14 protein-coding genes are annotated in these 16,200 nt (G+C 37.9%); 3 read left to right on the forward strand and 11 right to left on the reverse strand.

Annotated features, from left to right (window positions below):
• Window positions 1-251: 251 nt before the first annotated feature.
• The 10 genes from ACY3XC_RS22295 to ACY3XC_RS22340 form a co-directional block, all read right to left on the reverse strand.
• Window positions 252-1,295 carry a LacI family DNA-binding transcriptional regulator gene (locus tag ACY3XC_RS22295; protein WP_464870509.1) on the reverse strand — a complete coding sequence of 348 codons (1,044 nt, stop codon included), beginning with the start codon at window positions 1,293-1,295 and terminating at the stop codon, window positions 252-254.
• A gap of 130 nt (window positions 1,296-1,425) precedes the next feature.
• Complete coding sequence (gene htpG, locus ACY3XC_RS22300; RefSeq protein ID WP_464870510.1) at window positions 1,426-3,306, reverse strand: molecular chaperone HtpG; 1,881 nt, start codon at window positions 3,304-3,306, stop codon at window positions 1,426-1,428.
• A gap of 246 nt (window positions 3,307-3,552) precedes the next feature.
• Window positions 3,553-3,717 carry a hypothetical protein gene (locus tag ACY3XC_RS22305; RefSeq protein ID WP_179157873.1) on the reverse strand — a complete coding sequence of 55 codons (165 nt, stop codon included), beginning with the start codon at window positions 3,715-3,717 and terminating at the stop codon, window positions 3,553-3,555.
• Window positions 3,718-3,925: 208 nt separating this feature from the next.
• Window positions 3,926-5,077, reverse strand: coding sequence for a Ger(x)C family spore germination protein (locus ACY3XC_RS22310; RefSeq protein ID WP_464870511.1), 1,152 nt, complete (start codon window positions 5,075-5,077; stop codon window positions 3,926-3,928).
• 28 nt (window positions 5,078-5,105) lie between these two features.
• The gene (locus tag ACY3XC_RS22315) at window positions 5,106-6,665 is read right to left on the reverse strand and encodes a spore germination protein (protein ID WP_464870512.1); all 1,560 of its coding nucleotides are present in this window, start codon (window positions 6,663-6,665) and stop codon (window positions 5,106-5,108) included.
• A gap of 29 nt (window positions 6,666-6,694) precedes the next feature.
• Window positions 6,695-7,792, reverse strand: coding sequence for a GerAB/ArcD/ProY family transporter (locus ACY3XC_RS22320; protein ID WP_464870513.1), 1,098 nt, complete (start codon window positions 7,790-7,792; stop codon window positions 6,695-6,697).
• Between the two features lie 480 nt (window positions 7,793-8,272).
• Window positions 8,273-8,632 (reverse strand): ArsR/SmtB family transcription factor, encoded by a 360-nt coding sequence (locus tag ACY3XC_RS22325; RefSeq protein WP_464870514.1) that lies wholly within the window; start codon window positions 8,630-8,632, stop codon window positions 8,273-8,275.
• Window positions 8,633-9,052: an SRPBCC family protein gene (locus ACY3XC_RS22330; protein WP_464870515.1), complete on the reverse strand. Its 420-nt coding sequence runs from the start codon at window positions 9,050-9,052 to the stop codon at window positions 8,633-8,635.
• Between the two features lie 163 nt (window positions 9,053-9,215).
• On the reverse strand, window positions 9,216-10,202 hold the full coding sequence (locus ACY3XC_RS22335) for a bile acid:sodium symporter family protein (RefSeq protein WP_464870516.1): 987 nt from the start codon (window positions 10,200-10,202) through the stop codon (window positions 9,216-9,218).
• Window positions 10,203-10,218: 16 nt separating this feature from the next.
• The gene (locus ACY3XC_RS22340) at window positions 10,219-10,548 is read right to left on the reverse strand and encodes a rhodanese-like domain-containing protein (RefSeq protein ID WP_464870517.1); all 330 of its coding nucleotides are present in this window, start codon (window positions 10,546-10,548) and stop codon (window positions 10,219-10,221) included.
• A gap of 179 nt (window positions 10,549-10,727) precedes the next feature.
• On the opposite strand from ACY3XC_RS22340, the gene liaG reads away from it, so the two are divergent.
• The gene (gene liaG / locus ACY3XC_RS22345; RefSeq protein ID WP_464870518.1) at window positions 10,728-11,576 is read left to right on the forward strand and encodes a LiaG family protein; all 849 of its coding nucleotides are present in this window, start codon (window positions 10,728-10,730) and stop codon (window positions 11,574-11,576) included.
• 110 nt (window positions 11,577-11,686) lie between these two features.
• Entirely contained in the window at window positions 11,687-12,079 is a 393-nt protein-coding gene (locus ACY3XC_RS22350; protein WP_464870519.1) for a hypothetical protein, read from the forward strand.
• Between the two features lie 62 nt (window positions 12,080-12,141).
• On the opposite strand, the gene ACY3XC_RS22355 is transcribed toward ACY3XC_RS22350, so the two are convergent.
• Window positions 12,142-14,373 (reverse strand): sensor domain-containing protein, encoded by a 2,232-nt coding sequence (locus ACY3XC_RS22355; RefSeq protein ID WP_464870520.1) that lies wholly within the window; start codon window positions 14,371-14,373, stop codon window positions 12,142-12,144.
• 187 nt (window positions 14,374-14,560) lie between these two features.
• On the opposite strand from ACY3XC_RS22355, the gene ACY3XC_RS22360 reads away from it, so the two are divergent.
• On the forward strand, window positions 14,561-15,913 hold the full coding sequence (locus tag ACY3XC_RS22360) for an MATE family efflux transporter (protein ID WP_464870521.1): 1,353 nt from the start codon (window positions 14,561-14,563) through the stop codon (window positions 15,911-15,913).
• The last annotated feature ends 287 nt before the right edge of the window (window positions 15,914-16,200 follow it).

Below are 16,200 nucleotides of genomic sequence, written 5' to 3' on the forward strand. Positions count from 1 at the left end.
TTTTTAGCTGAAAAAGTATGATCTTGGTTTTAGGCGATTCCTTTGAAGTACCTCTAGACTTTCCCAATCTTTTTGTAAAATCATTGTAATTTCTCCTCTCAATCTCTTTTTTCCTTTAACCATTCCTCTGAAAATACTAGGAATTTAAGTTTGTGGTTACGTGACCACATTAATAGCAGCAATGGATACGTAACCACAATAAGGAGCATGCATGGTCACGTAACCACATTTTTATAAAAAAAAGAACCTTCTTACAATTTGATGATACTATTAATATAAGATTCCTTGAAATCGCTGTCAATTCTTTTTACGGATTCTCTTTCAATTAAAGTTACTTCCTCTTCAATATTTCGCGCCAGTTTCCTCTCGTTATGGATTTGATCTAACAGCTGTTTAACAAGCAGTCTGCCAATTTCAATTTTTGGGATATTCATCGTTGTCAATGTGGGGGTCACAATCTTAGCTAATTCAATATTATCCACACCTATGACTGAGATATCATCTGGAACCTTCCTGCCGCTTTCAATAATCGCTCTTATTGCTCCTGCCGCCAGCGAATCATTTGTTGCTGCAACCGCTGTGAATGGTTGCCCCTTACCCAATAAAACCTTTATTGCATCATAGCCCACGCTCAACTTATCTTCATACGTTCCAATGGAGTTTTTATAATATTCCTTGATAGGCACACCCTGTGCTTTCATGGCATTTTCATATCCTTTATATCTGGGGTTTGCCTGTTTTTCATCATAATGTCCTAAATATATAATTTCTTTATGACCGCTTTCGATTAAATACTCGACAGACTGCCTCATTACTTTTTCCATATCGACAAAAACATGTGGAATGTCTGTTTTCTCAGGGCGATCCCAATAAACTGACAACGGCATTTTAACAGCACCTTTATTAAAATCCATAATCGAACTTAATTCGTACGGTGCCAGCAAAATCATTCCATCATAAGGTCCTTCTACGACCCGCCGCAAATAATTCCGTCTTTCCTTTGTAATATTATATAAAGATAGGGAATATCCAATCTCTAAGGCCATCTCTTCAATCCCGGCAAACATTTCTAAATAAAAGGGATTACGTATCGAAGGTGTTAAACAAGCTATTTGTTTATATGACTTCATTCGTAAATTTTGTGCTGCTCGATTTGGTATATAATTCAGTTCTGCAATCGCCGCTTCTATTCGTTTTCGTACATCTTCCGCAACATATCCATTATTATTAATAACACGCGAAACTGTAGATGGTGAAACGCCTGCCCGATCTGCTACTTCTATTCTTGTAACCATATATGCTCCTTTCTCTTTTTCAAGTCTTTATACTAACTATACTATTTTAGACTCAATAAATAATCTCTTTATTAAAGCAGGCGCATGAAAAATTTCATGCGCCTTTCTTCAATCCGCACGAGCGAATAGATTAAACCATTATCTTACAAATATCATTCGTAAATTCTACTGGATCCTGTATTGGCAGTCCTTCAATCAACAATGCCTGATTGTATAACAACTTCGTATACAGCTCTAATTTTTCTTTATCATTTTCAAAAGCGTCCTTTAAGGATTCGAATACTTCATGGTTTTTGTTAATCTCTAAAACCTTATCTGCTTTGATATTTTGGTTATCAGGCATGGCAGCAAGGATTTTTTCCATTTCGATGGAGATATCACCCTCGGTAGCCAGGCAGACAGGGTGAGACTTTAGCCTTTTAGAAATTCTAACATCTTTGACTTTGTCAGCTAAGATGTTTTTCATATAGTCAAAGATTTCTTTGCTTTCGTTCTCTTCTGATTCGGAATCTGTCTTGTTTTCTTCTCCTTCGATTCCTAAGTCACCGCTTGAGATGGATTTGAATTCTTTTTCCTTGTAGGCCATTAACATTTTGATGGCAAATTCATCAATGTCCTCAGTGAAATATAGAATTTCATAGCCTTTTTCAGAGACAAACTCTGCTTGCGGCAGTTTATCGATTCTATCGATCGATTCACCAGAAGCGTAGTAAATATACTTTTGCTCTTCAGGCATTCTTGATACGTATTCATCTAAGGTAACCAGCTTCTTCTCTTTAGATGAATAGAACATGATGAGGTCCTGTAATACTTCTTTATTCGCTCCGAATTCATTATAAACGCCATATTTTAATTGACGGCCAAATGATTTATAAAATTCTTCGTATTTTTCTCGTTCATTATTTAAGAGGCTTTGTAATTCACTTTTAATTTTCTTGTTAATGTTTTTAGAAATCAGCTTTAATTGGCGATCATGCTGTAACATCTCACGAGAAATATTTAGAGATAAGTCCTCAGAGTCCACCATTCCTTTGACGAAGCTAAAATGGTCTGGAAGCAGGTCTGCACACTTGTCCATTATTAAAACGCCATTTGAATATAGCTCCAAGCCTTTTTCAAATTCTTTTGAGTAGAAATCATATGGCGTTTTTTCTGGGATATATAAAATGGCATTGTAACGGATAGTCCCGTCAACACTGATATGGATATGTTTAATTGGCTTATCAAACCCGTAACGTTTTTCTGCATAGAAATTCGCGTAATCTTCGTCAGTGAGTTCGCTTTTATTTTTTCTCCAAATTGGAACCATACTGTTGATGACTTGTTCTTCAACATATTCCTCGAACTCATTATCGCTGCCCTCTTTTAGCCTGCTGGAAGATACATCCATTTTAATTGGGTAGCGGATAAAGTCGGAGTACTTTTTGATAATCGACTTTAATCGGTACTCTTCTATGAACTCATCATAATTTTCATCTTCGGTATTTTCTTTAATTTTAAGAATAATCTCTGTACCAATAGAATCTTTTTCGGCAGTCTCAATCGTATAACCTTCTGCTCCATCCGATTCCCACTTATAAGCTTCCTCGCTGCCTAATGACTTACTAATTACAGTTACAACATCTGCAACCATGAAAGCAGCATAAAAACCGACACCAAATTGGCCAATAATGTCATAGCCGTCTTTTAGTTCTGTTTCCTTTTTAAAAGCTAAAGATCCACTTTTAGCAATTGTACCAAGGTTGGTCTCAAGCTCTTCCTTTGTCATACCAATCCCAGTATCAATGATTTTCAAAGTTCTATTTTCCTTGTCTGGGATTACTTTAATAAAGTAACTGTCCTTGTCGAAGCTTAATGCATCATCCGTTAATGCTTTGTAGTAGATTTTATCAATCGCATCACTTGCATTAGAGACTAACTCTCGTAAAAATACCTCACGATGTGTATAAATAGAGTTAATCATCATTTCTAACAGCCTTTTAGACTCAGCTTTAAACTGCTTTTTTGCCATAGAAACCTCTCCTTACTCAAATTGTTAGATAAATATTACCTTTGATTAGCACTCTCACCTAAAGAGTGCTAATACCGACATTAATTAAATATCATATATCCTTATACCCTGTCAATAAAATAGCGGCACACTTTTTAATGTGCCGCTTACTTTTATTTTTGACTTTGGAATACCATTTGTATGATCATATTCACTTTCCAGGGGCCGGTCTTACTTCAGTTACCTAAAATACTTACTTTTCCAAAGTTAAATAAATGACCGAATGACCGTGAGTAAACTTAACGCTAATCCAATTAACATGAGCAGTGAAAAAACAATTAATTCTTTCATTTCTTTTCTTTTAATTAATTGTGGAACTTCCCAAGCAAAAAGTGAAACAAAAATGAGGATGATTAATAAAATTTTGAGCATTTTCCCTTCCTTTTTTAATTATAGTTGTTTTCGTAATAATCGTTGTTAAAATCCTAAAGCCGATTTTAACGTAGCATAAGCTATTTTGAGCTTTAGAATTAAGCTTGTAGGCTCTTTTCTCATAAGTTAGGGCCATTCCCAATGAAAATAGTGCTCAGGCAATCGAATCTTACTTCAATAGCTACAACGTTTGAGAAAAGAGCCTTAGTTATTTAATTAAACCGATTCTTCTTACGAAAGCTTTTGAATTTATCGTTACCTCTAATTGTGGAAATTCCTGTTCCCAATTCATTTTATAGTTTGTATTCCATTCATTAGGATATTTCTTGTATACGGATTGTCCAAATCCGAAAATATCTGACTGGTATTCCTTTTGCATTTTATCCACTACCGATTGAACTCGATCCCGGATCTCTTTTTCAATCTCCCTTTGTATATCCTTGATTACCTTTGTTTCAAACATGGTTAACTGCGAGTCATTTTCTATTACACCCAATTCGGTGGTCACATTTATTGTCAGCTTTAATTTTCCATTTTTAAGAATGGGGGCGATTTTCGTATCAGTACTGATAATTTCCGTACTAATGTTTCCCCCGCCATCCTCCTTAGGTACTTTAATGGTAATAACACCTGTTTTCACTTCATTTCGGAGCCATAAAAGGCCGCGGGTTTCAACTGCATCCATCCAGCCAATTAGCATGTCTTTTTTAAAGACAGCGACCCCATTTACAGCTTGGATTTTACCTGTTTTATTTTTCGTATTGACTTCTAGTGGTTCTAATCGAAACTGAGGGGCAAATGGCTCAAGACCATCCGCAAGAAGCATGTTCCAAAAATCCCTTACATAAATTTTTAAACCTACATTCAATTTTGCAAGTTCCTTCGTTTCTTCTGCTGAAATACTTTCAAATTTCGGCATACTATTGATGACGACAGAAGCTTTACCCTTTGTAAACATAATAAAACTGTTTATACGAGGTTCGGCATACCGGGTATGGAAATCGATAATATTATTAACACCATTTTTCGCCAATTCCTCACCAATCAATAGGACCCGGCTTTGGGAAAAGAAGATGCGTCTTGGCAGCTTCCCTTGAATATTACGGTATGCCTCAGAAACCGTTGCACCCGTTTCAGAAATAATGATTGTACTTTTTCCACTTTCGCCGCCTCCCCCTCCCGTTGACCCTAACTTTGATGGAATCGCTACTTGAAGTGATAAGCGGAGTTTATCACCTTCTACCAGATCTAACCCAATCGCCGTAACAATAGCAATATCATTAATTTCAATCCGGTTCCAACAACCAGAAAGCAAAACAACTGTCATTACCCCTATTAGAAGCTTGCTAATCACTTTCATCCGTACCATCCAATCCTTTAGAAACGAACTAGTATTTGCGATTACGGGAACCTAACCTCTTCAAGTTCCTTTTTCCCGTTTCTTGTGGACGTTCATTGACCATCCACCAAGGAACTCGGATAAATATATCCTTAAGGTTGTTAAAATGAAAAGGAGCGATTGGTGACAAATAGGGAACACCAAAGGATCGAAGCTGAACGAGGTGAACCAGGATAAAGAAAACTCCAAGCAGTATACCGTAAAAACCTAGCGTTGCTGCTAGAAAAATCAAAAAAAACCGAAGAAGGCGAATAGCCCCTGTTAAGGGATAACTAGGAAACATAAACGAGGCAATCCCTGTTGTTGCTACAACAATGACTAATGGAGCAGAGACAATTCCAGCCTCTACAGCTGCCTGACCCACTACCAATGCACCCACAATACTTACTGTCGAACCGATTGGTCTCGGTAACCGTAATCCTGCCTCACGCAATGCTTCAAAGGTTATTTCCATTAACAATGCTTCAATCACTGCTGGAAAAGGCACCTTTTCCCTTGAGGCAGCGACACTAAATATGAGATTGGTTGGCATTAATTCATGATGAAAGGTAGTAACCGCAATATAGATAGAAGGAAACAATAAGGCAACAAGTAAAAATAAATACCTGATAACCCTAATAAACGAGGTCATGATAAACCTTCCATAATAATCTTCAGGAGAATTCATCATTTCAAAAAATGTTATCGGAACAATGAGGGCAAAAGGACTATTTGCCACCAAAATTGCGATTTTCCCTTCAAGAAGATTACCGACCACCCGGTCCGGTCGTTCCGTCTGCAATACTTGCGGAAATAGTGAAAATGGATGATCCTCAATAAACTCAACGATGTATCCACTGTCCTCAATCGCATCGATATCAATTCTTTTTAATCTGTTCCGAACTTCCTCTACAATGGAATGTTCCGCAATATCTTCAAGATAGGTAATCACCACTTCCGTATTTGAAAGAGTCCCAATCTTCATATATTCAAATTTCAGTGACGTTGTTTGCAACCGTCTTCGAATCATACTTGTATTCGTTCGGATATTTTCCGTAAAACCTTCCCTTGGGCCAATAACGACTGCCTCAGACACCGGTTCATCCACCGAGCGCTGCTCCCATGCCTGTTCGCTTATGAAAAGTGCTTTTTTAGAGCCATCCATTAGGATCACTGTGCTGCCTGACAAAATAGAAGCAATCACTTCCTGGAAGTTTTCGCCCTGCGCTACTTGAGCAGAACTTAGAACCCCTTTCAAATCACCAATGGTTATTTCAGTTTGCTTCATGAAATTCTCTTTACCGTTTAACAAAGGATTGATCACATGAAATTCCATTCTTTCCACGTTGACCAGCCCGGTAAGAAATAAAATGACTGCCGAGTCAGCAGCATTTAGGTTAATCTCCCGGTAAGTGAAATCAGCAGCTCCTTCAAACAGCTGCTTAATCCGATTAAAGTCTTCGTCCAGACAGCCTGATAATTCATCCTTTTCATTGAGATCCTGAGTTGCCCCTCGAATAGGAGGTTGTTTTTTTGTCGTTAATTTTTGTAAATGCCTTAATTTTCTCAACAACAGCACCATCCTATCTTTAAATGCAACTAAACATTACCCAATTTTTTTCGAATAAACGCGATGGAAAGAAATATGATTGGCAGGATGATTTGCAAAACGGTATGTACATATGGAACATAATATTTAAATCCGATTTCGATATGTTCCACAAAACTAGATGCGCTTACAAGTGATAATGGAGTAATGACAGCTCCAAGCGCAAGGAGTACAGACCGATTCTGTTTTAACTTTAGTAATTGGGAAATTCCAATAGCTGCTCCTAATATAAACGCTCCTACCTTAAAAAACACACCTGCGACCATCATTAAGATAACAAGGGCATCAAAGCGTTCGAGGAAATCCGCGACGGATACCATTTGCGTAGCTGCAAGCAGGCTAAATATGTCCCTGCTATAAATTTCTGGCCCTAATACAGAAATCATCATAATGGAGTTAATGGTTAAAAGAAGTCCTCCAACTAAAATGCTGTACACTCCTACCTTTCTTAAATGCTTCTTATCACTTAGATATGGAAATAACATCATGATGACAATAGTTTCCCCAAATGGGAAGTTAATAGAACTAGGAATGGCTTCTTTCAATAGCTGCTTTACCCCATTTCCTAGTATAGGAGTTAGATTTTTTACATCAAATTGATCCACACTAAATAGAAGAATCCAGATTAAAATAAGAGAAAAAATATATATTGGAAACACGATTTCCGCCATTCGGCCAAACGTTTCAATACCGCCAATTAAACAATAAATCATCAGCACCATAAAGCTTGCGATTACCACCATGATTGGTGTCTCAGATAGGATTGTTGTAACCATAAGGTGGCCTAATTCCCTGGACCCTCTGGCCGCAGAATAGATAAAATGTAAAATATAAAGCAAAATGACCGGATATGAAAGAAACTTCCCGATAATCTTTGGAAGCATCTCAACCAGTGTATCCCCTGGATAATAAGCAGCTAATTGGGAATATACTGCCATTAAGATTAAACCGAATAACATACCGATGGAAATAAATATCCATGCATCCTGCTTTGAATCTAAGCCTAACCCTAAAATAATCGCAGTCCCTAACACGTATCCAGCCATTAAATAGAAAAGTTGGAGTCCACTTATTTTTTCCGTATTCATTACAATCTCCCTTAAACTGAATAAAAGGTGTTTGATATTTTAAGGTAACCTCTAACTTTGAAAAAAGTTCATTTATATCTAATATTTTCCATAGGGGAGAATTTATACATATAGGATACTGACGAGTACTTAATAGCCTTTAATTACGGCAGTTATTATAATGCTTTTTCTGAATGCTCTTCTGTCGCTCCAGGCCCCTTGAGTTACCAAAATTCTTTTTCTAAACGCTCTTCGGTCACTCCAGATACCTTGGAGTTACCAAAACGTTTTTTCTGAATGGCCTTTGGTCACTCCAGCCCCCTTGGAGTTACCCAAACGCTTTTTCTAAACGCTCTTTGGTCACTCCAGACCCCTTGGAGTTACCCAAATGATTTTTCTGAATGCCCTTTGGTCACTCCAGACCCCTGGGAGTTACCCAAATGATTTTTCTGAATGCACTTCGGTCGCTCCAGACCCCCAGACCACATAAAAAAACCGACATTAATTTTTGTCGGTTTCATCTGATTTCATATCGTTCAAGTTTGGGTTTTCAACGATATGTTTAAGGATCGAAAGCTTGTTTTCCCAAAACTTTTCATAATAAGACAGCCAGTCTTTTAGCTCGGTTAACGGTTCTGGATGCAAACGGTAAATTTTTTCCCTTCCTACCTTCCTTCCACTGACTAATTCAGCTTCAGATAGGACCTGAAGATGCTTGGCAACGGCCGTTCTGCTTATCGGAAAATGAGAGGTTATTTCTGAAATAGGTAATTCCCTTTCCGCAAGCAGTCTTAATACCTCTCTCCGCGTAGGATCAGCAATTGCTTGAAATACATCATGCTTTTGGCTTGTTGCTGACACTTAGCTCTCCAAAAGCTTACGAAGGTTTTCAAGGATGCCTGTCCAGCCTTGAGACATGCGATCACGAATAACAGAAGCTTTTTCTCCTGCTTTTCCAACCATTTCATCTGCTGATTTCCAGCCGCCATGGATAAGGGTAAACTCTGTTTTACCGTCTATTTCTTTTAAGATAAACGATAAAAACCAGCCATCTGTGTCCCACGTAAACGAAAGCGTATTAGGGGGGTCAAATTCAGTCACTTTACATGGTGATGGACCAAAAGGAGATTGTATGTGGAATTCATGTCCTATTTCTGGTTTAAAGTCATTTGGCATAAACCATGCTGCAATACCCTCTGATGTTGATACCTGTTCCCACACCTTTTGAATAGGTGCGTTGAATACTAGCGTTTGTTTAATATCTTGTAATGTATTTTGCAAGAATTTCTCCTACCTTCATCTTTTATATAAAACCATTTGGTTGCACTTCTTGTATTATATAAAACCTTTTGGTTTCATGTCAATTCATTTTCCTCATATACTTTACCCTAGATCAAAGTTTTACAATCAAAAAAAGACACTTCTATTTGAAGTGCCTCAGGTGTCAAATTCCTTCGTTCTTGTTAACACCTTCAAGCTTTATATATATCGTATTCTTGTTATAATAACGGGCTAAAAAATATCCTGTAAAAGAAGCCAGTACCTGCTGGAACAACATACCGACAACTACTGGAACTGCCACTGCTGGTGGAAAATAAGTGACCGCAATAACAGCACCAGCACTAATATTTCTCATTCCGCCCGAGAAGGTCAAAGATACCACAGTATCTCGGTCACTTCTGATTAGTTTACCAATAAAGAACGAGAACACATAACCTGTAGCCGCAATAAAAAAAACCACAAGTATGATACTAATTAATTTTAAATTAATATTTCTTAAATAAGGTGCAATGACTGCACCGTTAAGCATGACAACAATTCCCAGAGTGATTTTTGAAAAAGGTGCCAAGGTCGCGCTCAGCTTTTTCGTCACACTGCCTTTTAAAAATTGATTTAGCAGCATTCCAAGGATAGAAGGCAGTACGATCATTCCAACTAAACCTTGCATGATTCCGACAATGTCCATGTCAATTTTTTCACCTATTAATAATGAAAGACAATAAGGAACAAGTAACGGGGAAAGCAGCGTATCGATTAAGATAATGGATAAGGTCAACGGAATATTTCCTTTATAAATCGAAACCCAAATAAAGCTCGTTATACCAGTTGGAATCGCCATTCCTAACACAATACCGGTAATGGTAAAGATATCGTCTTGAAAAGTTATATGACCGACAGCCCAAGCCCAAATTGGCATGAGTATGTGTAATAAAATCATTGCAGCAAAAATCGGAAGTGGATGGCGTACCACATCTGATAATGATTTGAAATTCGAGTTCAAGCTCCCAGAAAAGGTCATAAAAGCAAATATCCAAGGAATTAAATACGAAAAGTCCTTTATATAGGCAGAAAGTATTACACCCAATACAACACTCGCAGGAGTGATTAAAGGCATTATTTTTTCTAGTTGTTTATTTATCGTCAGCAGCATATTGCTTCTCTCCAAGCTATTTTCTATATTCCTTCCAAGCGGTGAGGCCGCCTTCTAACACTTCAACTTGGTAGCCGAGATCGTCAAGAATCTTTGCACACTTTGCCGCTGAGTTTCCAGTCGTACAAGTAACAACAACCGGGCGTTCCTTTGACAGATGTGAAAGATCCGCACCTTCTTCAAGATTGAATATTTCCGTCTTCGGGATATTTAGGCTCACCACCTGGGGATCTTCGATATGGAATTCTTTATATTTTTCGACTGCTCGAACATCAAGAAGAACAATCTGGTCCTCACCTTTTGTTCTCTCATAAAGTTCTTTAGGGGTAATATTTTTTAATGTCATGGTTAACACCTCCAATACAAAGAATATCACAATTTTAATAGTTCGGAAATCGAATAAGATTTCCACTTTGTCTGTCAATATACGTCTCAAGCCTTAGAAATAATTAAATCTCAGGTTCATTGGTGGTTCACTCAAATCCCTTATGATAGAGCTATAAGAAATGAAGGGCAGGGATTTATATGAAGAGGATTGTGATTCTTTTATTAATCATCACCGGGTTATATATTGTTTTTAATCAGTCTTTTCAATTTGATGGTTTTGCAGTTGGCGCCAGTAAAGATGGGAGGTCAGCGATATCAAATGACATTGAATCCATTGATATTAATGTGGCAGGTGTAAAAACAACCATTATTCCTGAGAACCGTGATGATGTTAAGGCGATTTTAACGGGGAAAGGCTCGCTCATTGTGAAAGAAGAAGGCAGCAGTATAGTAGTTGAAACGAAAAGAAAAATGTTTGATTGGTTGTCTTTCTCTGAAAAAAGACACCTTAAAGTTTATATACCTGAAGATTATAACCGAGATATGGAGATTCAGATTGGCTCAGGCAGCCTGCATTTCTCCGGACAATCGATGAAATTAGATGAACTTTCTTTAGATATTGGTTCTGGGAATGTGAATATTGATCATTTAGAAGTGAATGCGTTTACTCACGATGGTTCTTCAGGCAATGTTAAAATGGATACATTAAAGACTAAATCAAGCAGCTTTGACCTTAGCTCTGGAAATTTAGAGGTTAACCACTTTACAGGTGCATTGAAAGCAGATGTATCTTCTGGAAGGTTCTCCATGCAAATGGATAAGCTTAATGATTCAATTGAGATTGACCTTAGCTCAGGAAATGTAAATCTAGATTTACCTGATAATGCGGATTTCAACCTAGATGGGGAAGTGAGCAGTGGAAATATTTCGAGTGATTTTCCATTAACCACTAATGGAGCGGATAAAAAGAGTTTAAAAGGAATACACGGTTCCGGGAAGAATCAAATAAATGTTTCGGTTTCTAGCGGGAATGTTCATATTTTCTAATACTGTAAAGAGCGCTTGGAGCCAAACTCCAGGCGCTCTTTACTTGTAACCAAAAAAGTCCAACATACATACCGTATATTGCCTTGTGTTTTTACTATGGAAGGAGCGTCATGATGTACTATTACCACTATCCTTACCCACCATATCCTCAGCACCCTACTTACCCAGGTTACTACTTTTATCCCCCAGTAACCAGGCAATATCCGCAGGTGGATGTAAATATTTTCACGAAGTCCATTAAATCCTATCGGCTATTAATGGACCAAGGCAGTATCCTGTTGGACCGGTTAGGTGATGAAGGTTTTGATGTTAAGTTAATGAGTTTTGCTCAGCAGGGAAACAAAACCGAAGTAGATAAGTTAATCAAAACGATTGGTCTTAAAGTACCTGTGGAAACAAAATACACGCCAACCGGAATAACCTTCGAGCTTACCGCCCATCCGGATCCAAGCACTCCCTTGTCCTGCTGTACGTTAAGTGTACACATGAAATGGGGAAACTGAAAGACCTTCAACTGAAGGTCCTTTTTTTGCAAAAAAAAGAGGCAGAGGGTTCCGCCAAAATCCTATTCGATAGGAACATTGCCTTTTATTAAAAATTCTTCCAGCTTCTCAGCAGACAACGGCTTACTGTAGTAATACCCTTGTCCAATCTGACAGGCATTCCGTGTTAAGAACTTAACCTGCTCTTCTGTTTCGATACCTTCTGCAATAACTGTGAATTTTAGATTCACGCCCATGTCAATAATCGTTTTCACCATCATTCCTTGATTTGAGTGAGAGATTATGTCATCAACAAAGGATTTATCGATCTTAATTTTATCAATGGGAAGATGTTTTAAATAGCTTAATGAGGAATAGCCCGTACCAAAGTCATCCACCGATAGGAGAACACCTACCTCCTTTAATTGATTCAGAATGATGATAGAGTTCTCTAGGTTTTGCATAAGACTTTCCGTAATTTCAAGTTCTAAATAATTTGCCTCTAATCCAACTTCTTTCAGCGTATCGGAAATAAACTGGATAATATGCTCATCCTGAAATTGTCGAACAGACACGTTAACCGCTATTGGAAAATCTCCATATCCCGCATCCTTCCACGCCTTCCTCCGCTCACACGCCTCTCTTAGTATCCATTTTCCTAAAGGAACAATCAGTCCTGTTTCTTCTGCAAGAGGTATAAATTCAGATGGCGCAATATATCCATATTCTGGATGATTCCAGCGGATTAATGCTTCCACTCCAACAATTTCTCCAGTACGTAAATCCAACTGCGGTTGGTAATGGAGTGTCATATGTTTCTGCTCCATTGCTCTTCTTAACCAGTTCTCTAATTTCATTTTCCACGTTGAAATTCCATCAAGGTTAGTGGAGTAGAATTGGTAATTATTTTTCCCACGTTCTTTTGCTTGGTACATAGCAGTATCAGCATTTTTAATAAGTGTTTCCTCATCACTTCCATCAATTGGATAGATACTGATTCCAATACTTGGTGTGACAAAAAATTCTTCACTGTTTACTTCAAATGGATTTGAAAATTCGTTAAGAATTCGCTTAGCTACCTGTGATGTGTTTTCCTTGTCTACATCTTTAAGGACGATAATAAATTCATCACCGCCCTGGCGAGATACTAGACCTTCATTTTGTACTGCCTTTTCTAATCGACCTGCTACCTTTTGGAGAATAATGTCCCCAACTGAGTGACCTTTTGTATCATTGATAATTTTAAAGCGGTCTAAATCTAGGAATAGCACTGCGTGCATCTTTTCCTGTTGATGACGTAATACTTCGTAAAGGTGGTTCCTGAACTGATTTCGATTTGGCAATCCTGTTAATGAGTCATAATAGGCCATGTATTTAATCGTTTGTTCCGATTTCTTCCTATGGGTAATATCTCTTCCCACTACCTGAACGGCAAATCGGCCTTCATATAAAATAGACCTGGCAGCCATCTCCACATCAATGCTTTCACCGTCAGTTCGCTTAACCTGGAATTCAAGCCTAAGTCGCTCATTTTCTACTTTTTCAGCAGCGAATACTTTACTTTTAATTAAGTCTGTAATATGTGAAGGAGCAAAATTCCTAACTGATTGCCCAATCACCTGCTCCTGACTTTCAGCACCAATTAATTTGCAGCCCGCCTCATTTATATATTCAATTTTCCCATCATAAACGACAGCAATAATATCAGGTGACATTTCAACTAGACTTTGATAGAGCCCTTCGCTTTCTTTCCGATCTGTAATATCGAATAACACACTTGTAAAGTCAACAAAGTCTCCTTTTTGGTCAAAGGTTGGTATCCCTCTGTCCTGTATCCAGCGCACTTCACCATCAGGGCGAATAATACGATATTGGCTAGTGGCTGTTTCTCCAACTGCAAGTTTCTTTTCCCTTTCCTTTAAAACAGACAAATCCTCTGGATAAATAACTTCTTTCCAAAGATTCGTATTTTCATAAAAATCATCCAGCTTATATCCATATAGTTTTTCTATTCCAGGAGTGATTAATAAGGTGTCTGACTTTAAGTCATGGGACCAAATGGCAACATCCAGCGTATCAAATATATTTTTCATTTTCTTCTGGTTTATCGTATATTCATCGGCTTTCTTATCGAATTCTTTAACTAAAAAAAATAGGAAACCGCTGGCAGCGATCGAAATAACTGAAGCAATATTACTTACTGTTTTAAAAGAATGAAAAAGGTCTGGATTCATTAAATCTATAAATTGTAAAAGGACAAATAAGCCAACAATGAGGATTAACAAATACCTGTATAAAATTCTTTTTGTAACCATATTTGTCCCCCATTTTAGTATTGTTATAGTTTAAAAATAGCAAATTCAAAGCTTGATAACAATCTTATATTCTTTCCATATGTGTTCCCTTTTTTGAAAAAACCTTTCAACCTTAATTTCCTATTCCTATATCACCCTTAAAGGAGTAAAATAAAACATTATTAATTAAAACCGCTAGGAGAAAATCGTGGAGGAACAAAAAAACACCTATCAAGAACAGACTCTTTTCAGTATTACCTGGCCGCTCTTTATTGAACTATCTCTTCATATGGGGATGGGTATTGTGGCTACACTGATGTTAAGTCAATACTCTGACCAAGCAGTAGCGGGTGTTGGAGTCGCTAACCAACTGCTAAATATTTTTATTTTAGTTTTTAATGTCACATCGATTGGGGCAACTGTTCTAATCAGCCAGAATCTTGGTGCAGGAAAACTTCAACGTGCAAGACAATTATCCTATTCCGTATTTGGATTGAATTTCTGGTTTGGAATATGCATTGCTATTATTGTTTTTATTTTAGGAGAGCCGATGCTTCGTTTGTACGATGTTCATGGTCCGGTTTTCGACTACGGACTTACCTTTGTACAAATATGTGCACTTTCACTCTTTTTCGAATCACTCTCTCTGGCTTTAAGTGCAATCCTTCGCAGTTATGGATACACGAAGGAATCTATGATGGTTACTGTTGTTATGAATTTAATCAGTATTGGCGGGAATATTATTGCGACAACCGGAATCTTAGGGCTGCCAATTACAGGTGTAACGGGTGTATCCTGGGCTATCTTTGCAGCTCGAGCCTACGCTGTTTGTGCTCTATTGTATTTGCTATATAACAGACTTTCTTTAAAAATCGTTATCAAGGACATCTTCAACGCAAAAAAACAAGATATCCGGGAATTGCTCGAGATTGGAATTCCTTCAGCTGGAGAAAATCTTTCCTACCAATTATCTCAAGTAGTTATTACTAGCTTTGTGGTTACAATGGGTACAGCCTCTTTGGCTGGTAGAGTATATATTTTAAATATCAGCATGCTTTGCTTTTTGTTCACAGTCGCGATTGCTCAAGGAACTCAGCTTTTGGTAGCACGTTATATTGGCGGGAAACAATACGATCGCGCCTTAAAACGAGGAATTCAAACTCTGAAGATCGCTATGTTTGCTTCCACCTTCGTATCACTCATTATCGCTTTTGGAGGAGACTTCGTCTTAAGAGTATTCACAGAGGACCCTGCCATTATTATGGTTGGACTCCCTGTCCTATGGGCCATAGTTTTCGTTGAGCCCGGAAGAGCTATGAATATCGTCTTAATGAGTTCATTAAAGTCTTCAGGAGATGTTCGTTTTCCCGTTATTATTGGCATTATTTCAATGTGGGGAATAGCAGTATCACTTAGTTATTTACTAGGCATTCACTATGGTTTGGGACTTCTAGGCATATGGCTTGCCCAAGGGGCAGATGAGTGGCTGCGCGGCTGTTTCGCCTTAAAACGCTGGCTAAGCAAACCGTGGGAACGGCTTACGAGAGCAGTTTTAAATTAAATCGACTTAAATGGTACTGATTCCTGCTTCCAGTCAAGGTGGTTCGCTTCAGTTGGGGGATGAGGTTAAACATCCGACTTTCTAAATAGACGGAGAAATTCCGCTTATTTAGAAAATGCCTTATAAAAAAGCCTAAATAGACGGAGAGATTCCGCCTATTGACTCGAAATATATGGTAATGGGGGAGATTCCTTTGAATAGACGGAAAACCTCCACTAGCATTGCATATGTATCCACAGGCAAAAAAATAAATTTATTACCTCCTATTAATTGAAATAATAGGGGGC

The sequence above is a fragment of the Bacillus sp. CZDM1 genome, assembly GCF_055502545.1.

Bases quoted from the DNA above. Each gene is read 5' to 3' on its own strand.
- ACY3XC_RS22310 (WP_464870511.1), bottom strand. From the start codon at position 5,077: ATGAAAGTGATTAGCAAGCTTCTAATAGGGGTAATGACAGTTGTTTTG.
- ACY3XC_RS22305 (WP_179157873.1), bottom strand. From the start codon at position 3,717: ATGCTCAAAATTTTATTAATCATCCTCATTTTTGTTTCACTTTTTGCT.
- htpG (WP_464870510.1), bottom strand. From the start codon at position 3,306: ATGGCAAAAAAGCAGTTTAAAGCTGAGTCTAAAAGGCTGTTAGAAATG.
- ACY3XC_RS22335 (WP_464870516.1), bottom strand. From the start codon at position 10,202: ATGCTGCTGACGATAAATAAACAACTAGAAAAAATAATGCCTTTAATC.
- ACY3XC_RS22295 (WP_464870509.1), bottom strand. From the start codon at position 1,295: ATGGTTACAAGAATAGAAGTAGCAGATCGGGCAGGCGTTTCACCATCT.
- liaG (WP_464870518.1), top strand. From the start codon at position 10,728: ATGAAGAGGATTGTGATTCTTTTATTAATCATCACCGGGTTATATATT.
- ACY3XC_RS22320 (WP_464870513.1), bottom strand. From the start codon at position 7,792: ATGAATACGGAAAAAATAAGTGGACTCCAACTTTTCTATTTAATGGCT.
- ACY3XC_RS22340 (WP_464870517.1), bottom strand. From the start codon at position 10,548: ATGACATTAAAAAATATTACCCCTAAAGAACTTTATGAGAGAACAAAA.
- ACY3XC_RS22355 (WP_464870520.1), bottom strand. From the start codon at position 14,373: ATGGTTACAAAAAGAATTTTATACAGGTATTTGTTAATCCTCATTGTT.
- ACY3XC_RS22350 (WP_464870519.1), top strand. From the start codon at position 11,687: ATGATGTACTATTACCACTATCCTTACCCACCATATCCTCAGCACCCT.